We start from the raw sequence: 18908 nt of genomic DNA on the forward strand, positions 1-18908 counted from the left end.
AAACGTCGATATTTAATATTTTTTTAATATATCCTTGCGTTTCTTTAAATGGCGGTACGCCTCCGTACTTCCTCACATTCCCAGGACCAGCATTATAAGAAGCAAGCGCCAATACTAAGTCGCCGTTATTTTTCTTTAAATAACCGCTTAACTCTTTTACGCCACCTTCAATACTTTCAGCTGGTGAAAATGGATTCTTCACACCCATCTCCTTCACATTCGCTGGCATAAGCTGCATAAGACCCATCGCACCTGCATGTGACACCGTTTTCGGATTAAAATTAGACTCTACTTCAATCATTTTTTGAATTAACGTTTTCGGAATTCCGTATGTACGACTTACACGATCAATAATATCCTCATACTTCCCTTCATTGGAAGAACGTATTTTTTGAATATTATACTTCTTCGTTAATTCCCACGTATCAACAGCCTCATTTTTCGTTTCTGGGAAACGTCGTTCAAACTCTTTTTGCGCAACTTGCACTTCATCTGCTTTCTTCGTTTCAGCCTTTTCTTCAGACTTACTCGCTTCCTCTACTTTATTAATAGTTTCTACCGGCTTATTAACAACCGCTTCTATTTTCGTAGATTGTACCGGCTGACTCATATCTTCTACTTTTGCCGGCTGCGTAGTTTCTTTCGTCTCCTTCGCAGGCTCACTCTGCAACTTCTCTTGAAAACGACTACTAACGAATGCTTGTGGACTACTTAGCTTTTGCTGAATTTGTCCTTTTTTATATGCAAGCACTTCTTTTACTATATTTCCAACTATCATAATATCACCTTTTCGGTAAACAAAGATAATCTAATATTAGAGTTTTTTTTTAAAGTTTGCAATAATCCTTTTGATAATATTGTAATAAAAAAATGAACAAATAGGAAATTATCATTTTTTTATATTCAATAATTACAATTATTCGTTGACACGATATATACCAAGGATTACAATTAATCTCGAAATTGATTTTTTTGCATATTTACGTTTAACAATTAACAGAAAAATCAATATAAAAAAATGGGGGTTTCTTAACATGAGAATTAATACAAACATTAACAGCATGCGTACGCAAGAGTACATGCGACAAAACCAAGACAAAATGAACACTTCTATGAACCGTTTATCTAGCGGTAAATCAATCAACAGTGCGGCTGACGATGCGGCTGGTTTAGCTATCGCTACTCGTATGCGTGCAAAAGAGGGCGGATTAAATGTTGGGGCTCGTAACACACAAGACGCTATGTCTGCTTTACGTACAACTGATTCTGCTTTGAATTCTATTTCTAACATCTTACTTCGTATGCGTGACCTTGCTACGCAATCTGCGAACGGTACGAATGGTACAGAAGACCAAAAATCTTTAAACTTAGAATTTGCAGCATTAAAAACAGAAATTGATCACATTGCTGGTGAAACTAATTTTAACGGTAAAAAATTACTAGCTGGAGCAGGAACTGATATTGACGTTCAACTTTCTGATGTATCTGGTGATAAACTTACAATTTCAAGTGTTAGTGCCAAAGCAGCGGACCTTAAAATTACAAAAGATATTACTACTGCGACAGACGCTAGTGCTGCTATTACTGAGCTTGATACAGCTATTCAAACAGTTGCTGATAATAGAGCTACTTTCGGTTCTCAATTAAATCGCTTAGATCATAACTTAAACAATGTCAACAGCCAATCTACTAATATGGCGGCTTCTGCTTCGCAAATCGAAGACGCTGACATGGCAAAAGAAATGTCTAACATGACAAAATTCAAAATCTTAAACGAGGCTGGAATTAGCATGCTTTCTCAAGCTAACCAAACTCCTCAAATGGTTTCTAAATTATTACAATAATTCACTTGATCGTTTAAAGTAAAATTTACTATCTGTACTACGGATAGTAAATTTTATATTTTATCGACTACTGGAGGTTCTTAACATGAGAATTAATACAAATATTAACAGCATGCGTACGCAAGAATACATGCGACAAAACCAAGACAAAATGAACACTGCGATGAACCGTTTATCTAGCGGTAAATCAATCAACAGTGCGGCTGACGATGCGGCTGGCTTAGCTATCGCTACTCGTATGCGTGCAAAAGAAGGCGGATTAAATGTTGGGGCTCGTAATACACAAGACGCTATGTCTGCTTTACGTACAACTGATTCTGCTTTAAATTCTATTTCTAACATCTTACTTCGTATGCGTGACCTTGCTACGCAATCTGCGAACGGGACAAATGGTGGTAAAGATCAAGATTCTTTACAATTGGAATTTAAGGAATTAAAAGAAGAAATTGATCATATCGCTGGTAAGACTAACTTTAATGGAAAGAATTTATTAGCTAAGGCTGATCCAACTAAGGATATTAATATTCAGCTTTCTGATGTATCTGGCGATAATCTTACAATTAAAACTGTTGATGCAACAACAGGTGCTACAGGATTTAACCTTACAAAAACTATTGGCGATGCGGCAGGCACCGGTGATGCTGCGGAATCAATTAAAGAACTTGACGCTGCTATCCAAAAAGTTGCTGACATGCGTGCAACATTCGGTTCTCAATTAAATCGTTTAGACCATAACTTAAACAATGTGAACAGCCAAGCTACTAATATGTCAGCGGCCGCTTCTCAAATTGAAGACGCTGACATGGCAAAAGAAATGTCTAACATGACGAAATTTAAAATCTTGAACGAAGCTGGTATTAGCATGCTTTCTCAAGCTAACCAAACTCCTCAAATGGTTTCTAAATTATTACAATAATTCATTTGATGGTTTCTTACTCTCTGTATTACAGAGAGTAATTATATATATATCTAAAAGCTATTGGAGGCTCTTATCATGAGAATTAATACAAATATTAACAGCATGCGTACGCAAGAATACATGCGACAAAACCAAGACAAAATGAACACTGCGATGAATCGTTTATCTAGCGGTAAATCAATCAACAGTGCGGCTGACGATGCGGCTGGCTTAGCTATCGCTACTCGTATGCGTGCAAAAGAAGGCGGATTAAATGTTGGGGCTCGTAACACACAAGACGCTATGTCTGCTTTACGTACAACTGACTCTGCTTTGAATTCTATTTCTAACATCTTACTTCGTATGCGTGATATTGCTACTCAATCCGCGAACGGGACAAATGGTGGTAAAGATCAAGATTCTTTAGACTTAGAATTCCAAGAATTGCACAAGGAAATTGACCATATCGCTGAAAAAACTAACTTTAATGGCAAGAATTTATTAGCTGCAACTGGAGCAAATATTGATATCCAACTCTCTGATGTATCTGGCGATAAACTTACAATTACATCAATTGATGCAAAAGCTGATAACCTACTTACAGCTGCTGGGACAAATGTTAAGACTTCAGCTGCTGCAAGTACTGCTATTACTAATCTGGATAAAGCTATTCAAACAGTTGCTGATAATAGAGCAACTTTCGGTTCTCAATTAAACCGTTTAGATCATAACTTAAACAACGTAACAAGCCAAGCTACTAATATGGCGGCGGCCGCTTCTCAAATTGAAGATGCAGATATGGCAAAAGAAATGTCTAACATGACAAAATTCAAAATCTTAAACGAGGCTGGAATTAGCATGCTTTCTCAAGCTAACCAAACTCCTCAAATGGTTTCTAAATTATTACAATAATTCACTTGATCGTTTAAAGTAAAATTTACTATCTGTACTACGGATAGTAAATTTTATATTTTATCGACTACTGGAGGTTCTTAACATGAGAATTAATACAAATATTAACAGCATGCGTACGCAAGAATACATGCGACAAAACCAAGACAAAATGAACACTGCGATGAACCGTTTATCTAGCGGTAAATCAATCAACAGTGCGGCTGACGATGCGGCTGGCTTAGCTATCGCTACTCGTATGCGTGCAAAAGAAGGCGGATTAAATGTTGGGGCTCGTAATACACAAGACGCTATGTCTGCTTTACGTACAACTGATTCTGCTTTAAATTCTATTTCTAACATCTTACTTCGTATGCGTGACCTTGCTACTCAATCCGCAAACGGGACAAATGGTGGCAACGATAAAGATTCCCTAAACTTAGAATTTAAGGCATTACAAGAGGAAATTGATCACATTGCAGGAAAAACTAACTTTAACGGAAAAAGTTTATTAGCTGAGGCTGGAACAGATAAGAATATTAGTATTCAGCTTTCTGATGTATCTGGCGATAACCTTACACTTACAGCAGTTGATGCAACAGCTACTACAGGACTTGGCCTTACAAAAACTATCGGAGCACCTGCAGCACCTGTAACGCCTCCTGCACCGCCTGCACCACCTGCTGCAGATAATGATGCTGCAGGTGCCATTGTACAACTAGATAAAGCTATCCAAACAGTTGCTGACATGCGTGCAACATTCGGTTCTCAATTAAACCGTTTAGACCATAACTTAAACAACGTAAACAGCCAAGCTACTAACATGGCTTCAGCTGCTTCTCAAATCGAAGACGCTGATATGGCGAAAGAAATGTCTGAAATGACTAAGTTCAAAATCTTGAACGAAGCTGGAATCAGCATGCTTTCTCAAGCTAACCAAACTCCTCAAATGGTTTCTAAATTATTACAATAAGCCATTTGAGTTAGTTTCCTGAATAAACCTCTCTGCTTGTGGAGAGGTTTATTTTTTCTATATAGATAGATTATTTATAAAACCTTCTTTTTTATGTGGAAGAGAGCATCTGCGGTGCATAGAAGCGGTTAGTGCTTATCTTGATCCCCTCTTATGTTAAAACACAAATAGCAAATAAGCATAAGCCTTTTTATCTTTTCATAACCGTTTATTAACTTTAGAACACTGACTATATCAATCTATAAGGAGTGTCTATTATGCGTATTGGTACGAATGTTTTAAGTATGAATGCTAGGCAGTCGTTGTATGAGAATGAGAAACGTATAAATGTGTCAATGGAGCATTTGGCGACTGGTAAGAAGTTAAACCATGCTTCTGATAATCCCGCTAATATTGCAATTGTGACTCGAATGCATGCGAGAGCAAGTGGTATGCGCGTGGCGATTCGTAATAATGAGGATGCGATATCAATGCTTCGCACGGCAGAAGCTGCCCTTCAAACTGTGACGAATATTTTGCAGCGTATGCGTGATTTAGCCGTTCAATCTACGAACGGTACGAATTCAAATAAAAACCGTGATTCACTGAATACAGAGTTTCAATCTTTAACAGAACAAATTGGCTATATTAGCGAGACAACTGAATTTAATGATTTATCCGTATTTGACGGTCAAAACCGCCCTATTACATTAGACGATATCAGTCATACGGTACATATGACGAAACATATTCCCCCTTCCCCTACACAACATGACATCAAGATTTCAACAGAACAAGAAGCAAGCGCGGCGATTCTTAAAATTGAAGAGGCTTTACAAAATGTATCACTTCACCGTGCCGACCTTGGCTCTATGATAAATCGTTTACAGTTCAATATTGAAAATTTAAATAGCCAAAGTATGGCGTTAACAGATGCTGTATCTCAAGTTGAAGATGCGGATATGACGCAGGAGATAAGTGATTTTTTAAAGTTCAGATTGTTGACTGAAGTTGCGCTTAGTATGGTTTCACAAGCAAATCAAATTCCGCAAATGGTTTCTAAACTACTACACTCGTAAAAATTCATCTTCCTTCTTTGGAACGATTCCATACAAAATAAAAGGGAAATACATATAAACTATGTATCTCCCTTTTATTTTGTACCCAAATTTTATTACTGTGTTACGGTCATAACTTGTCCGCTACGATCAACCATAATTTTCATTTTACCGTCCTGTGCATTATATAGCCCTAGTTTATGTAATTCCATTTTACAATCTTGTACGAAAGTTGGTAATTTACGTATTTGATCAATATCAGAACTTGTAATGAAATGAATTAAAAGCTGCGTCATACCTTTAATATCTTGTACAAGATCTTCTTTCTCTCGTTTTAGCCTTTCATTTTCTAGTTGTAACGACTGCAATTCATCTTCTAAGCTACGTGTATTCTTTGCTTCTCTAGAACGCCCTGCCGCCATGCTAGAAAGCTTATAAATACCTTCCATAAACTGATGTAGTTCGTCTTCTTTCCTTTCACTACACTGATTAATTGTTTCAAAGTTATCAACGATACCAGATATAACTGTTACAAGATTTTTTTCATCCTCTTTATGCTGGATTTCTTCTTTTAATTCGTACTCGTTTTCTTGTTTTCTTGCAACGATTGTCTCTTTTACTGGTATATATTTTCGCTTTCGTCCCGGTTTTTGTTTTTCAATATTTTCAAACGGTATTTCACGTTTTTTCAATTTATAATACGTATTTTGCAATTGACTTTCCGTTTTAGGAAAAAGATTTAGTTCATTTTTACTTACGTATTTTGAAATATTTAAAATGTTTAAACCGTGACGCTGACAAAATTGATACACTTCATACAGTAGCTCTAGTTCAGACTTCAGCCATGTAATTGTTGATTTTTCATATGCTCGCATCCCGCCATTTTTTTCTATATCTATTTGGAATAATACCATTCTATTATGTAAATCAACTAATTCTTCATACTTTACTTGGAATTCTTTTTCTATTTTTTTAAATTCCACCTCTAGTTGCATATCGTTCATTTTATTATTTGACATGTTTTGTAAAAGACCTAATACATTAATTGCTGTGTGGTGATACATAATCTGTGCCACTCCCCCTCATCCTTTCACAATTCTCATCTGACTCCCATGTCTTTTAAGAAAATAGCAATTTTTACATATCCATATTATAACAGTTCGAAATTATCTGTCAAATAATAAACATACAAAAATGTATAGAAAGTATAAAAATTTGGAAAATATTTTTTGATTAATATGTAAAATTGCATATTAATTACATTTAATTATATTATATGGTATTTTAAATGTTTTTTCACCGAAAAAATTTGCGTTACCACGAAATATTACTAAAATAACAATCGAAAATACGTTTGCTTATATTTTTAAATCAAAAATCTCTAAATAAAGATTATTCACACATACAGCGACAAACACCCAAGAAACCTTTCATTTTTCTACCAGCTTAAAGTATAGAATACTAAAAAGGAATTAGCCATATGTAGCATTGGCTAATTCCTTCCTCTCTCTAACAGAATAGAGTTATAAACCCAGTCTTCAAATCCTCAATCGAAGTCTCACTTCTTCTTACCTAAAACTACTTCATACCTCTGAACTCACATCGCATGAGACTCTATTAAGCACTGAAAACTTCCTTACATAAGTAGTTCCTCTATTCCTACTAAATAGAAAAATGTTATACACCAGCTCTTCTAGTTACCTATATCTCAACATCGCATAGGGCTCTATTAAGCACTGACCGCTCAACACTTGGCTAGAGCTTCTATTCCGGCTAAATAGAAGCTTTTAAAGCACTAACTTATCAACTAAACCAATTAGCTCTTGAATATCTGGCTTACTTACTTGAGCATTTGCTCCTACAGCTTCACCTTTATGGAATAATTCATTTGTAATTAATGAAGAGAAAATAATGACTGGTAAACGATTCATTACTTCACTATCCTTAACCACTTTCGTTAAATGATGTCCATCCATTTTTGGCATTTCAATATCCGTAATTAGCAAGTGAATATGTTCAAACATTTTTTCGCCTTGCTCTTTCGCTAATTTTTCAATTTGTGCTAACGCTTCTGCACCATTGCTGAAGAAGTTCATTTTCGTATATCCAGCTGATGATAATGTTTCTTCTAATATTTGGCGAAGCATCGCTGAATCTTCTGCAATGTAAATTACTTTTTCAGCTCGATCTGTTTTTTGTTCTAATCCTGCAATTGATTTATTGTCATAACCAGTGCCGCTAATTTCACATACAATTTTTTCATAATCTAATAGTAAGATGATTTTTCCATCTAGTTTTACAATACCAGATGTCGTTTCTTCTAGTCCCATAGATAATGAAGCTGGTTCATCAATTTGTTCCCACGAAATACGTTGAATACGATGCACTTCATCAACGCGGAAAATAACTTTCATTTGGTTTAATTCTGAGATGATAAATTTCGTTTGATCAAGTGGCTTTGTTGACTTTAAATTAAGAGCCATCGCTAAGTTAATAACAGGTAAAATTTCACCACGTACTTGAACAACACCTTCAACTGCATGATGAGATTCTGGCACAGTTGTAACAGGGAATGGATTAATGATTTCACGTACTTTCATTACATTAATACTAAATAGGTTTTCACCAACAGTGTACGTAACAATCTCTAATTCATTTGTTCCGCTTTCTAATAAAATACTTTGTGCTTGTGACATAAAGGTGTCGCTCCCCTTCCATTAATTCCGTATATCTAATTATTAAGCTTTATAAAAGAGAAAAAGTCAACTACCTATATAAAAAATATAGATAGTCGAACGATTCATTTTATTAAAAAACAATTAATCTTGTATAAACGAAGCAAGTGCCTCTAATAAAACTTCTTGTGCACCTACAATTTCCGTCGGCATTGCTTCCCATTTTTTCGAAAGCTCTGTCTCTACTCTTATTCTCAGTTCAGAATTCATTTCTGCTAGCACATATTCTTTCGTTGCTATATCAACATCAAGTAGCGCGAGTGCATATAGTTCCGGGTCATTTATTTTTTTAAATAATCGTTTTAATACCACTGGTGCTATATGTTTTAATTTTTCAATATGAATTTCCTTATCCGAAAATAGTAACTCATATTGAATAAACGTAACATTTTCTTTAATCACTTTAAAATAGCAATTATTTTTTTTATCGTTTACAAAATAACCGTTTGGATCTGCAATAATACTTTCTACTTTACGAATTAAATCTGGCAAACTATTCGCCGCCATTACAGTCCGCTGCTCAACCTCACTCGGCGAAATGAATGTAACGCGATACTTATTTTGCGCCATCCTCTTCACCTCTCCTTTTATAAAAATCTATCGTCACAAACATATGAAATGAAACTAGCATACTCTCATTTCATTGCCCTATTGTCACAACTCACAGACTATAAAAAGTACTGACTTGCTATAAAGAGATTATTGTTCAACCATTCCAGTACATTTCTATAGTTCTCTTCTTACAGCTCCGAGCCACCTAAGACTAAAAACACTTTTAAGCGCCTTTAAGCAACTCGATATTGTTGAACCAAAACGCAATTTGCTGATCCGTAATGCCTGATAATGTAACAAAAAACTCACGGCACTTCATCTCGTCCTTAAACAGTTGATACTTCCATGCGCCATCACTGCCAATACTGACGAAATAAAACTCATGAATACGACCAATAATCGCTTCCTTTTCAGCAAATGAATACGGGGGCACTTGCTTAATTTCAAATTGATCTGGTAAATATACATGCTCTTCTCGTTCCATTTTTAGCACTTGCTCAGCAAGTTCACGTTTATTCTCGAAAAATGGCAATTGTAAAATTCGTTCTTGTCTTGTCATACGAATAAAAACCCTTTCTACTACATTACGATCTTTCTTTATAATACATTATCGAATTAAGTTTACAACTTCATTTAATACTTCATCTGACACTTTAATTACTTTCGCATTTCCTTGGAATCCACGTTGATATAACATTAAGTCAACGAATTCTACAGATAAATCTACGTTTGAACTTTCTTTTGCTGAACCTCTTACATTACCTGCACCATTCTCACCAGCAACACCTATCCCTGGAATCCCTGCTGATGGTGTGGCAATGTAATTGCCATTCCCAGTTTTCATTAATCCACCTGAATTAGGGAATGTAGCTACAGCTAGTTGTCCTACAACCTTCATACTACCATCCGAATATCTCATCATAACGAAACCACCGTCAGAAATTGAATAGTCATTTGCAATTGCAGCTGGACGCCCCGTTACTTCTGTTGTAGAAATAGTTTTCCCTGTTGGATAATTTGTTAAACCACTTAAGTCCAGTGTCAGTCCCTTACCAAAAGGAATTTTAACCGTTCCACCTTTAGTAATTTCACCAGTTACTGGATTTTTTTGTACAGCTTCATCTGTCTCCTTTAGATTTCCTAATGTATCAAATTTAAGATTTTTTTCGCCCGTCATGCCTTCAACCGGCTTAAACTCTTTTTCGTTTTTAGAATCATTTCTTACAGAAACCGTATACGTATATTCACCTGGCACAGGCTTTTCAACTTCTTTACCATCTACAGTCTCTTTTGTAGTCTTTTGTTTAATATTTACACGTAACGTTAACGAGTTCCCTTCCTCATCAAAAACTGTGAATTCGTGAGATAATGCATTTTGATTTCTAGGAAGGTTTCCACCTATTGTTGCTTTATCTGTTTGAATCCCACCAACAGCTGATCCCATTGGAATATGAATTGGACTTGGTCGTGAAGAAAAATCTATTTCTTGAGTTCCTGTTTTCACACCATACCCTAGCACATACTGACCACTTGTATTTGTAACATAGTTATCTTTCGATACACCGAAAGACCCTTTTCTCGTATACTCTACATTTCCGCTATTACGATCGCCAACTAAAAATAAACCATTTCCCTCTATTGCTGTCTCCATCTTATCACTAGTTAAAGTAATAGAACCATCACTAAAATCTGTAGATGTCCCACTAAACTTTACACCGTTACCGATACTCTTTGGATTCGTACCAGCATAAGCACCATCCCCACGTGAACCAACCGTATTATTATATAGCAGATCATCAAAAATAGCTTTTTGCTTTTTATATCCAACTGTTTGTGCATTTGCAATATTATTTGAAGTAACACTTAATGCATTTTGTGCCGCATTCATCCCTGTAATACTCGTATATAACGCTTTAATCATAACCTATATACACTCCTTTTATTAATTTTGCTTAACCTCTTCATTTTTCTCTATATCATCTTTCTTCTCATCTTCTGGATTTGTTTCTGCTATCGGTTTATCTGAAACCCTTTCTACAAAACGAAGTGAGACAACTTGATTATCAACAATAAGTTGTACATCGTTATTTTCGGCAAGTCGAACTGTTTCCACTTGACCAGTCACTTGCTCCCCCTTATTGTTTATACCTCTAACATACTTTCCTAAAAATTTCATCCCACCATCAAGAGCTGTCGTATACATCGTTGATTGTAGTTTATCTACTGCTTTCGTCATATTTTGTACTTGCTCCATAAGCGATAGTTGAGCCGTTTGATTCATCATTTGGTTCATATCCATCGCATTAAACGGGTCTTGATGTTGAAAGCTCGCTAAAAAAAGTTTCAGGAAATCATCTTTATCCATAATACCGGGTGTTTTTTGATTACTTGCTGATACTCCGTTTGTTTGTTGAACTGGCGATTGCACACCATTTACAGATGCGTTTTTTGTTTGCGCTCCTGCTTGTAACGGAATATGATTTGTACTCGTTGTATTTAATCCAACTGTTGGCACGCGTTATTCCTCCAATAATCCCGCAAATTCTGTTGATTGTTGTTTTTCATGATTTGTATTTGCTAATTTCTGTTTTTGCCTTTGCTCTTGTTCTCGCTGTTCTTTACGATTTTCATCTTTATCTGAATAGCTAATTTGAATATTGATTTCTTTTTCTTTTAACTTTAATCTCAATTCATCAAAAATGATTTCAACACGTTTTTTCGCATCGTGTTTTTCCATTTCTACGTGAACGTCAATTTGATCTCCGTGTTTTTTCATAAACACTGTTAATGTACCAAGTTTTTCTGGATTTAACTGGAATAAAACACGTTCTTGTTTCACTACAAATTTTTGCAGCGCTTCTACTTGCGCTTCCATTTTCTTTCCTAAGTCAGGTAATGAAACTTTCTCAGCACCACTATTTGATTTCCCTACTTGTTCGGTACTCGTCGTTTTATTTAATAATTCTGCACCTGCAGAGCTCGAATCGTTTAATGCATCAACTTCTGGCAACTCTACCTTTGCATCATCGCTCTCAAGTTTCGGAAGATCTACCTCTTTAGACTCTTCTTGTTCCTTTGCAATATTACAAGTTTCTGTTTCTACAACCTTCAATGCTTGCATCGTTTGCTCTGGCATCTTCATTTTGTCTAATACCATTTGCATTGTATCTTCTAAACATATAGCATTTTTGATATTCATATTTGAAAGAAGTTCTTGTAATTGTTGTAATTCAGCTGCAGGTAATTCATTAAGTTTAATATTGCCATATTCTTTATATAGCTCTTGTATTTTTTGTATGTATTGATATAACAATTCCGGTTGCACATGTAATTGCTCAATTGCAACCATTTGCTCAGATACAGCTAATAACAACTGTTCTGTCTCTTTTTTTTCTTCTTTCTTTACAATTGGTTCTTCTTTCGTTACCGATGGTTTAGAAAGGTTATATTCTTTTTTCTCTTCTTTTGGTGCTTCTTCTCGTTTCGTTTTCTCCGTTTTCGGCTGCTTTTTATTTTCGATTCTCATCGTACGATCGAATGAAGAATCTTCATTTTTCGATTGTACTTCTAGCCCTTTTTCTTTTTGCGGAGGTAAACTTTGTTGCACCGGTAATACAGACTGTATCACTACATTCACCTCATCCATTCATACACATTTTCAAATCCAGAAGCATTTTTTCTTCCAGCTTTTCTTGTGCTTTCGCAAGCTTTCTGCAATCTTCTTGATACATCTCATCAATGACACGTTCTTTTTCTTTTACTTGCTCTAAAAGGCTTTCATTTTTTTGAATAAAACCTTCTGTTTTTTTAATTTTTCGATTCCATTCTTCTATTCTTTCAGGTGAAAACGTATGTGAAGAAAGCATGCCAGCCATAATACGTTGCCCAGTTTGTACGACTTTACTACGCGATTTCACAACATATAAATCATATTCTTTTTTTTGTTCTATTTTTCTTTTTTCAGCTGTTAATTCATACACTTCTTTTAAAATATGCTCTTTTTCTTGATTTATTTGCAATTTTATTGTGTCGTACTGCTGTTTATCCACCTGTTTTCATAGCCCCTTCCTATTATAACGTTCTCTTTTTCTATTATATAGTTTTTTTCCAAAAAAATCTGTGAAATATTAAAAAACAAAAAAATAAGACCTCTTGGGCAGAGGCCTTATACTATATGGTGTATCGCTTCAACGATATCATCAAATGGGAAACTATCCGATCGGCCTTGCTTTAAAAATGTATTTATGCCTTCTACTTTATTTTTACATTCAAAAATATAAGCATTTTCTTCATTTTCTTGAATCGTTCCTAACTTAAAATACAATTCATTTTCTTTATAAATTGATAAAATCTTTCTCATTTCATTTGCAAGTTGCCAATGATGTGGTGAAACGATTTCTTCCATAATCCTACTTACTGAATCTAATACTGAAATTGCAGGATAATGACTAAGCGTTGCAAGCTCACGCTTTAATACGATATGTCCATCTAAAATACCACGTGCTAAATCTGGTACAGGACCATTTAAATCATCCCCATCAACAAGTACCGTATAAATACCTGTTATAGATCCCTTTTGTGTTTTCCCAGACCGCTCTAACAACTTCTTCATATAACTTTCCATTAACAGTGTTTTACCACCAATCGGTAACTCTTTAACAGCAATATCAACACTTCTTCGTGCATCGGCAAAACGAGTAACAGAGTCCATCATAAGTAATACGTTATTGCCCTGATCACGGAAGTATTCAGCAATAGACGTTGCGAGTTTCGCTGCACGAAGTTGCATAAGATGACTTTCATCTGACGTCGCTACAACAACGACGCTTTTTCGCATCCCTTCCTCGCCTAACTCTTTTCGAATAAAGTCTTTTACTTCCCGGCCACGTTCTCCTACTAAACTAATAACGTTTATATCAGCTTTTGCATTTTTTGCTATCATTCCAAGTAAAGTTGATTTACCAACACCTGACCCAGCAAAAATACCAATCTTTTGACCGATACCAATTGTTAACATAGAATCAATTGATTTTATTCCTGTTTCAAATACATCGGTAATCTCTTCACGTTCAAATGCATGTATAGGCGGTGCATCTAGTTTTATTTTCTGTAATGGAATGTTTTCAGCTTCCTCATTTAACACTTCACCATTTGCACTTAACACTTTTCCGAGCAAGTGATTACCACGTGGTACAACAACATCTTCTGAAACTAGTGTCACTGAATCTCCATAACATACTTTTTCTGTCTGTTCAAATGGAAGTAGCATATTATTTTCTTTTTCAATGGCAATCACTTCACATAAGACGTTATGTTCTCCAACGAAGCAAACATCTCCGATCTTCGCTTTCGGCCCTTTTGCTACGAAAAACTGTTCTTGTACACTATGAACTTTGCCTACTTTCGTATACAGCGGTGTTTCAATGAACTTATTCCATTTTTCGTTCTCATTCATTAACAGGCGGCTCATACATTTTGCTCCTCAAATAACTTCTCTTCTTCCCATTTCTGACGAAGTTTCGCAAATATAGGTGCAAATTTAAATTCAAAGAACTCTTTCTCTTCTTCCAGAACAAATTCACCAAACTGCAGGGAGAAATCATATTTCCATTCTACTAATTGTAGTAACCAATATTCTTTCGTATTCTCCTTCTCATCTTGAATACGTTCAAACGTTTCTGGATGTACTGTAATGATTAATTTTTCAAACGAAGTTGGCAATGTTTGCACGATGCCAGTTAAAATAGGTAGCACATCAAGCAATCGTGAATCTACCGCTTGATTCACGATTTTTTCTGCTAAATGAAATGATTGATCCCATAATAACTCTGTCCATTCATATGCTATTTCTTGTTGTTCTTTTTGAAACTGCACACGCGCTGCTTCCATCTGTTCCATTTGTTCATGAATATGCATTTGAAATTGTTCTTTATCTTGTAATAACTGCTGACGCTCTCGTTCTAGCATTTGCTGCTCTTGCCTTAGCTGATTCATTTCCATATGTAATGATTCTTGCTGGGCGCGAAGCTCTGCATGATCTGCTTGTAATTCTTCCTCTTCTATTTGGACTGAAGCTGGTTTTGGAAATTGTAATTCATACGTTTCTTCAGAAAAAGAAACAGAATTCTTCGGAATTCTGTTTTTAAATAAGGACATCCTCTTCACCTCTTTGAACGATAATTCTTCCTTCTTTCTCTAGCTTTTTCACTGTACCAGTGATCGTTTGCTGCGCTTTTTCAGCATCCGTCATCTTAAGCGGTCCTAAGCCATCTAATTCTTCTAGAATCATCTCTTTACGGTTTGAAGACATACATGTAAATAATTTCTCTTTAATTTCTTCTTTTGCAATTTTAAGTGCTTTCGCAAGAACACCGTTATCTGTAATTTCTTCTAATACACGGCGAAGCGCAAGATCTTCAAGACCAAGTAAGTCTTCAAAGACAAACATATTTTCTTTAATTTTCTCAGATAACTCATAATCGACTTCATCCAGTTTTTGAAAGACTGTTTTTTCAACACCTCGTGAAACATTATTTAAAATGTTTACGATTGTTTTCAAGCCATCAGTTTTATTAATTGCACTAAATGCCATATTATTTAATTTCGTTTTTAACAACTCACCAATTTGATTAATTAATTCACCATCAACTTGTTCTAGTTTCGCAATACCCATTACCGTTTCTACTCGCTTATGATCTGGCAATCTCTCAATTAATTGAGACGCAAGTTGCGGTTTAATATAAGAAGCGATAATTGCAATTGTTTGTGGTGACTCATCATTAAGCACTGTAAGAAGTGGTTCTAAATCTGTAAGTGAATTTAAGAATTCAAATGGATTATCTTTGTTATACCAAAGGTCTTCCAATAATTTTTCCAGTTCGTCTTCTGGCATGTTTTTAAATATACGACGAATATACTCTTTATCTGGAGTGACTAAGTTCAATTCTTTTACATTTAGTTCATATAAGAACTCTCCTAGTACATTCTCTAACGTTTCTGGTTTATATACACGAAACTTCGCAATTTCACGAAGTAATACTTCTTTTTCCTCAGCTGTCATATATTCAATGACTTTTGCTGCCACCCCTTCGTCTAATGTACGAATGAGGATGGCAGCTTTTTCTTTGGAGGAGATTTCATCTAACATCGTTGTTCCTCCCTTACTGTCCGTTTAACCATTTTTTAATTACTTTTGCAGTACCTTCTACATGTTCTTTCGTAGCATCCTGCACTTGTTCATCTAACGTTGGTTCTTTCGGTTCTTCTGGTTCAGGTTTTGGCTCTGGCACTATTTTTTCTTCAGGAATTTCCAAGATACTTTCATTACTTGCAGCAATTTCATCTTCTGCTAAGTATTCTTCATATTCCTCTTCTTCTTTCTTTCTCTTACGTCTTGCTAATAAGAACCATACTAGACCACCGATTGCTAATAAGCCAGCTGTAATTCCACCGAATAACCACCAGTTCATACCACTTTTTTCTGGCTCTTTCTCTTTTTCGGCTTTCGGCTGATCGAACTGAACAGTTACAACGTTAACTTGACCATTTATAAAGTTACCATTCGGATCAGCTTGAAGTCCTGCCGCTGTTCCGATTGCTTCTTTAAAAGTTGTCATATCAATTCTACGTTTTACTAACGTATCATTATCTACCCATACAACAACATTCGTTTTCGTTAATTCTGGGTGTTTCTTAATTGTTTCAACTGTTTTATCTATTTCATAATTTTCAATTTTGTTACCATTTTTATTATCATAGACAACTTTACCATTTTGATTATTGTTCGTACCGTAGTTTGGCACTTCACCGTTCGCTGTAATACCAGCACCTTGCTTCGTATCTGCCCCTTCTTGCGCAGTAGAGCTTTCCTCTTGCTCTTGTTTACTACGAAGTACACCTTTATCACCATACTTCTCTGACTGACGTGTAACTTCATCGTAGTTTACAGATACTTTCGTATTCACTTTATATTCATTCGGTTTAAACATCGTCATTAACGTTGCATCAATATCTTGCTTTAATTTACCTTCAAGTTGGTGCTGCATCTCTACTTCTTTCTCATAAGAAGAGGAACTACTAGAATGTGCTTCATCTGCTCCTTTTGAGATAACACCTTTTTTACTATCAATAACACTTACTTCTTCTGCTTTCACACCAGGAACCGCTGCACTAATCATTTGCTGTATACCCGCAACTTGATCAGCTGTTAACAATTGTCCACGCTTCACTCCAACCGTAATCGCCGCTGTTCCTTTCGCTTTTTCTTCATCAAAAATTGTCTCTTTTTCAGGCAATGTAATTTGAACATTTGCCGTTTCAACTGTCGCAAAGTTTCTTACAATATCTTGCTCCAATTGCTTCTTCGTACCGACAATTTGCTTCATTTTTTTATCTTGTTCACTTGAACCGAGAGAGCTTTCTAATAAAATTTCTTCACCGCTTTTCGAATTAAACGGTAAGCCCATCCCATTCATTTCTTTTCGAACCCATGGAGCATCATTCTTTTGCACACGAATTGAACCATCGGCCGCTAATTGGTAATCGACACCTAACTTCGATAATTCTGCTGTAATCTCTTGTTTATCTGCATCATTTAAATTTTGATATACAACAACATATTTATCTGGCAAGGTGAAGTATAAAAGTGCTCCTGTTACAATCGCTAAAAGCGCAGCACCGATTATTAACTTATGCCACGTTTTTAACGATTGGATAACATTTTTCATCTTTTCCATTTAAACACACCCGTCCACTTTCCTAAATTTGCATATTAATTAGTGACTTATAATTTTCAATAAGATTATCACGTACGAGAGCAGCTGTTTTCATTTGAGACTCAGCTTTCTTTTGCTGAATTAAAACGTCATGTGTTTCTCCTACCCCTTTAGTTAGTAAATCATATACTGCTGTTTGTGCATTGTTTTGCGTTTGATTCATATCTTCCAATAAATCAATAAACTTTTTCTCCGGAGCTACCGATGTTTGAGAAGTTTTCGGTGCACCAATTGACTGAATTGCTCCAAATGGTTGTGTATGTAACATTGGTTGAATTTTCATATTACTATCTTCCCCCTTATCCTCGGCCGATTTCTAAATCTTTATCAAGCATTTTTTTATTCGCATTTAATACACTCGTATTCGCTTCATACATTTTTTGAGCAACCATTACATTCGTCATTTCAGCAGTTACATCAACATTTGGATAACGTACATATCCTTCTTCATTTGCGTGCGGATGCGTCGGATCATACACTAAATTTTCCGTTTTGTCTGCTTCAATACTTTTTATTTTTACTCCGTTAGTAGGAGCCCCATCTAGCATACTTGCAAAACTATTGTTTGATTCTAGCACCACACTACGACGCTCATATAAATCTGCCCCCGGAGCCGCCGTCGTATTTGCATTTACAATATTGTTAGAAGTAACTTCCATCCACTTTCTCGCTGTCGTTAGCCCTGAGCCACTTGCATTAATTGCCTGAAACATCCGTTGTCTCTCCTTCTACTTTTAACGTCCGCGTGCCGCTTGGTTAATTGCATATTGTGTATTAATTGCGTTAATTGAAATACCGTATAACTGATTTGCTTTCATTAAATCTAGCATTTCTGTCGTTACATCCACACTATTTCCGTCTTTATTCGTTTGCATTGATTTTGTTTGAATCTTTGCATATGTATTTTTCGTATTTACTGTCGGCAAGTGCATTTCATTCGTTTGATATAAATCTGGATTGCTCTTTAAATCAGCCGCATTGTTTTTATATAATGCACTACTTTTATTCATCTGCTCAGCAAATGTTACATCTTGTGCTTTATAGCCAGGTGTATTCGCATTTGCAATATTACTGGAAACAGTATTTCGTTTCGTTACTAAATAATTCATATAATGGCTTACATCACTCACTAAATCTGGCATATTCCACACCCTTCCTTTTCTAACGTAATGATCCACTGATAGAAGTTTCACTTCATTATTTA

The 18908-nt window shown here is 35.6% G+C and carries 20 protein-coding genes and 1 pseudogene; 5 read left to right on the top strand and 16 right to left on the bottom strand.

Going from position 1 to position 18908, the window contains the following annotated elements; genetic code table 11:
- Nucleotides 1-13: 13 nt before the first annotated feature.
- A pseudogene (locus IQ781_RS07160) lies at nt 14-778 on the bottom strand (lytic transglycosylase domain-containing protein); the annotation flags it as partial.
- 256 nt (nt 779-1034) lie between these two features.
- Between IQ781_RS07160 and IQ781_RS07165 the strand changes: the two are divergent.
- The 5 genes from IQ781_RS07165 to IQ781_RS07185 all read left to right on the top strand — a co-directional run bounded on the left by IQ781_RS07165 (nt 1035) and on the right by IQ781_RS07185 (nt 5664).
- Nucleotides 1035-1844 (top strand): flagellin N-terminal helical domain-containing protein, encoded by an 810-nt coding sequence (locus tag IQ781_RS07165; protein ID WP_142408549.1) that lies wholly within the window; start codon nt 1035-1037, stop codon nt 1842-1844.
- Between the two features lie 85 nt (nt 1845-1929).
- Nucleotides 1930-2760 (top strand): flagellin N-terminal helical domain-containing protein, encoded by an 831-nt coding sequence (locus IQ781_RS07170; protein WP_050292889.1) that lies wholly within the window; start codon nt 1930-1932, stop codon nt 2758-2760.
- A 78-nt stretch (nt 2761-2838) separates the two neighbouring features.
- Nucleotides 2839-3654 carry a flagellin N-terminal helical domain-containing protein gene (locus tag IQ781_RS07175; RefSeq protein WP_048657275.1) on the top strand — a complete coding sequence of 272 codons (816 nt, stop codon included), beginning with the start codon at nt 2839-2841 and terminating at the stop codon, nt 3652-3654.
- 85 nt (nt 3655-3739) lie between these two features.
- Nucleotides 3740-4606, top strand: a complete 867-nt coding sequence (locus IQ781_RS07180; RefSeq protein WP_050252173.1) for a flagellin N-terminal helical domain-containing protein — start codon at nt 3740-3742, stop codon at nt 4604-4606.
- Nucleotides 4607-4863: 257 nt separating this feature from the next.
- The gene (locus IQ781_RS07185; protein WP_048657003.1) at nt 4864-5664 is read left to right on the top strand and encodes a flagellin N-terminal helical domain-containing protein; all 801 of its coding nucleotides are present in this window, start codon (nt 4864-4866) and stop codon (nt 5662-5664) included.
- Nucleotides 5665-5759: 95 nt separating this feature from the next.
- On the opposite strand, the gene IQ781_RS07190 is transcribed toward IQ781_RS07185, so the two are convergent.
- The 15 genes from IQ781_RS07190 to flgB all read right to left on the bottom strand — a co-directional run bounded on the left by IQ781_RS07190 (nt 5760) and on the right by flgB (nt 18897).
- Nucleotides 5760-6707, bottom strand: coding sequence for a DNA-binding domain-containing protein (locus IQ781_RS07190; protein ID WP_000274687.1), 948 nt, complete (start codon nt 6705-6707; stop codon nt 5760-5762).
- Between the two features lie 723 nt (nt 6708-7430).
- Complete coding sequence (locus IQ781_RS07195; protein ID WP_000075943.1) at nt 7431-8339, bottom strand: chemotaxis protein; 909 nt, start codon at nt 8337-8339, stop codon at nt 7431-7433.
- Nucleotides 8340-8462: 123 nt separating this feature from the next.
- Nucleotides 8463-8948, bottom strand: coding sequence for a hypothetical protein (locus IQ781_RS07200; protein ID WP_000068304.1), 486 nt, complete (start codon nt 8946-8948; stop codon nt 8463-8465).
- A 205-nt stretch (nt 8949-9153) separates the two neighbouring features.
- Entirely contained in the window at nt 9154-9489 is a 336-nt protein-coding gene (locus IQ781_RS07205) for a DUF3964 family protein (protein ID WP_000198175.1), read from the bottom strand.
- A gap of 48 nt (nt 9490-9537) precedes the next feature.
- Nucleotides 9538-10851: a flagellar hook protein FlgE gene (gene flgE / locus IQ781_RS07210; RefSeq protein WP_000588310.1), complete on the bottom strand. Its 1314-nt coding sequence runs from the start codon at nt 10849-10851 to the stop codon at nt 9538-9540.
- A gap of 21 nt (nt 10852-10872) precedes the next feature.
- Nucleotides 10873-11445, bottom strand: a complete 573-nt coding sequence (locus IQ781_RS07215; RefSeq protein ID WP_001143477.1) for a flagellar hook assembly protein FlgD — start codon at nt 11443-11445, stop codon at nt 10873-10875.
- Nucleotides 11446-11448: 3 nt separating this feature from the next.
- Entirely contained in the window at nt 11449-12558 is a 1110-nt protein-coding gene (locus IQ781_RS07220; RefSeq protein WP_000616450.1) for a flagellar hook-length control protein FliK, read from the bottom strand.
- Nucleotides 12559-12568: 10 nt separating this feature from the next.
- On the bottom strand, nt 12569-12979 hold the full coding sequence (locus IQ781_RS07225; RefSeq protein ID WP_000360859.1) for a hypothetical protein: 411 nt from the start codon (nt 12977-12979) through the stop codon (nt 12569-12571).
- A gap of 116 nt (nt 12980-13095) precedes the next feature.
- Nucleotides 13096-14400 carry a flagellar protein export ATPase FliI gene (locus tag IQ781_RS07230; protein WP_000088690.1) on the bottom strand — a complete coding sequence of 435 codons (1305 nt, stop codon included), beginning with the start codon at nt 14398-14400 and terminating at the stop codon, nt 13096-13098.
- Entirely contained in the window at nt 14397-15086 is a 690-nt protein-coding gene (locus tag IQ781_RS07235) for a FliH/SctL family protein (protein WP_000051694.1), read from the bottom strand. The genes IQ781_RS07230 and IQ781_RS07235 overlap by 4 nt, the downstream gene beginning before the upstream one ends.
- On the bottom strand, nt 15073-16077 hold the full coding sequence (fliG, locus tag IQ781_RS07240; RefSeq protein WP_000883356.1) for a flagellar motor switch protein FliG: 1005 nt from the start codon (nt 16075-16077) through the stop codon (nt 15073-15075). The genes IQ781_RS07235 and fliG overlap by 14 nt, the downstream gene beginning before the upstream one ends.
- Nucleotides 16078-16090: 13 nt before the next feature.
- Entirely contained in the window at nt 16091-17665 is a 1575-nt protein-coding gene (locus IQ781_RS07245; RefSeq protein ID WP_139847116.1) for a flagellar M-ring protein FliF C-terminal domain-containing protein, read from the bottom strand.
- 22 nt (nt 17666-17687) lie between these two features.
- Nucleotides 17688-17987 (bottom strand): flagellar hook-basal body complex protein FliE, encoded by a 300-nt coding sequence (gene fliE, locus IQ781_RS07250; RefSeq protein ID WP_000701670.1) that lies wholly within the window; start codon nt 17985-17987, stop codon nt 17688-17690.
- Between the two features lie 16 nt (nt 17988-18003).
- Nucleotides 18004-18417 (bottom strand): flagellar basal body rod protein FlgC, encoded by a 414-nt coding sequence (gene flgC, locus IQ781_RS07255; RefSeq protein WP_000484682.1) that lies wholly within the window; start codon nt 18415-18417, stop codon nt 18004-18006.
- Nucleotides 18418-18438: 21 nt separating this feature from the next.
- Nucleotides 18439-18897 (bottom strand): flagellar basal body rod protein FlgB, encoded by a 459-nt coding sequence (gene flgB / locus IQ781_RS07260; protein WP_370445031.1) that lies wholly within the window; start codon nt 18895-18897, stop codon nt 18439-18441.
- Nucleotides 18898-18908: the final 11 nt, after the last annotated feature.

Origin of the sequence: Bacillus sp. N447-1 (genome assembly GCF_022701035.1) — a bacterium.
In the GTDB taxonomy this organism is placed as follows: domain Bacteria; phylum Bacillota; class Bacilli; order Bacillales; family Bacillaceae_G; genus Bacillus_A; species Bacillus_A cereus.

Excerpts from the sequence above, each read along its gene's own strand:
- IQ781_RS07165 (WP_142408549.1), top strand. The coding sequence starts at position 1,035 with ATGAGAATTAATACAAACATTAACAGCATGCGTACGCAAGAGTACATG.
- IQ781_RS07170 (WP_050292889.1), top strand. The coding sequence starts at position 1,930 with ATGAGAATTAATACAAATATTAACAGCATGCGTACGCAAGAATACATG.
- IQ781_RS07175 (WP_048657275.1), top strand. The coding sequence starts at position 2,839 with ATGAGAATTAATACAAATATTAACAGCATGCGTACGCAAGAATACATG.
- IQ781_RS07180 (WP_050252173.1), top strand. The coding sequence starts at position 3,740 with ATGAGAATTAATACAAATATTAACAGCATGCGTACGCAAGAATACATG.
- IQ781_RS07185 (WP_048657003.1), top strand. The coding sequence starts at position 4,864 with ATGCGTATTGGTACGAATGTTTTAAGTATGAATGCTAGGCAGTCGTTG.
- IQ781_RS07190 (WP_000274687.1), bottom strand. The coding sequence starts at position 6,707 with ATGTATCACCACACAGCAATTAATGTATTAGGTCTTTTACAAAACATG.
- IQ781_RS07195 (WP_000075943.1), bottom strand. The coding sequence starts at position 8,339 with ATGTCACAAGCACAAAGTATTTTATTAGAAAGCGGAACAAATGAATTA.
- IQ781_RS07200 (WP_000068304.1), bottom strand. The coding sequence starts at position 8,948 with ATGGCGCAAAATAAGTATCGCGTTACATTCATTTCGCCGAGTGAGGTT.
- IQ781_RS07205 (WP_000198175.1), bottom strand. The coding sequence starts at position 9,489 with ATGACAAGACAAGAACGAATTTTACAATTGCCATTTTTCGAGAATAAA.
- flgE (WP_000588310.1), bottom strand. The coding sequence starts at position 10,851 with ATGATTAAAGCGTTATATACGAGTATTACAGGGATGAATGCGGCACAA.
- IQ781_RS07230 (WP_000088690.1), bottom strand. The coding sequence starts at position 14,400 with ATGAGCCGCCTGTTAATGAATGAGAACGAAAAATGGAATAAGTTCATT.
- IQ781_RS07235 (WP_000051694.1), bottom strand. The coding sequence starts at position 15,086 with ATGTCCTTATTTAAAAACAGAATTCCGAAGAATTCTGTTTCTTTTTCT.
- fliG (WP_000883356.1), bottom strand. The coding sequence starts at position 16,077 with ATGTTAGATGAAATCTCCTCCAAAGAAAAAGCTGCCATCCTCATTCGT.
- IQ781_RS07245 (WP_139847116.1), bottom strand. The coding sequence starts at position 17,665 with ATGGAAAAGATGAAAAATGTTATCCAATCGTTAAAAACGTGGCATAAG.
- fliE (WP_000701670.1), bottom strand. The coding sequence starts at position 17,987 with ATGAAAATTCAACCAATGTTACATACACAACCATTTGGAGCAATTCAG.
- flgC (WP_000484682.1), bottom strand. The coding sequence starts at position 18,417 with ATGTTTCAGGCAATTAATGCAAGTGGCTCAGGGCTAACGACAGCGAGA.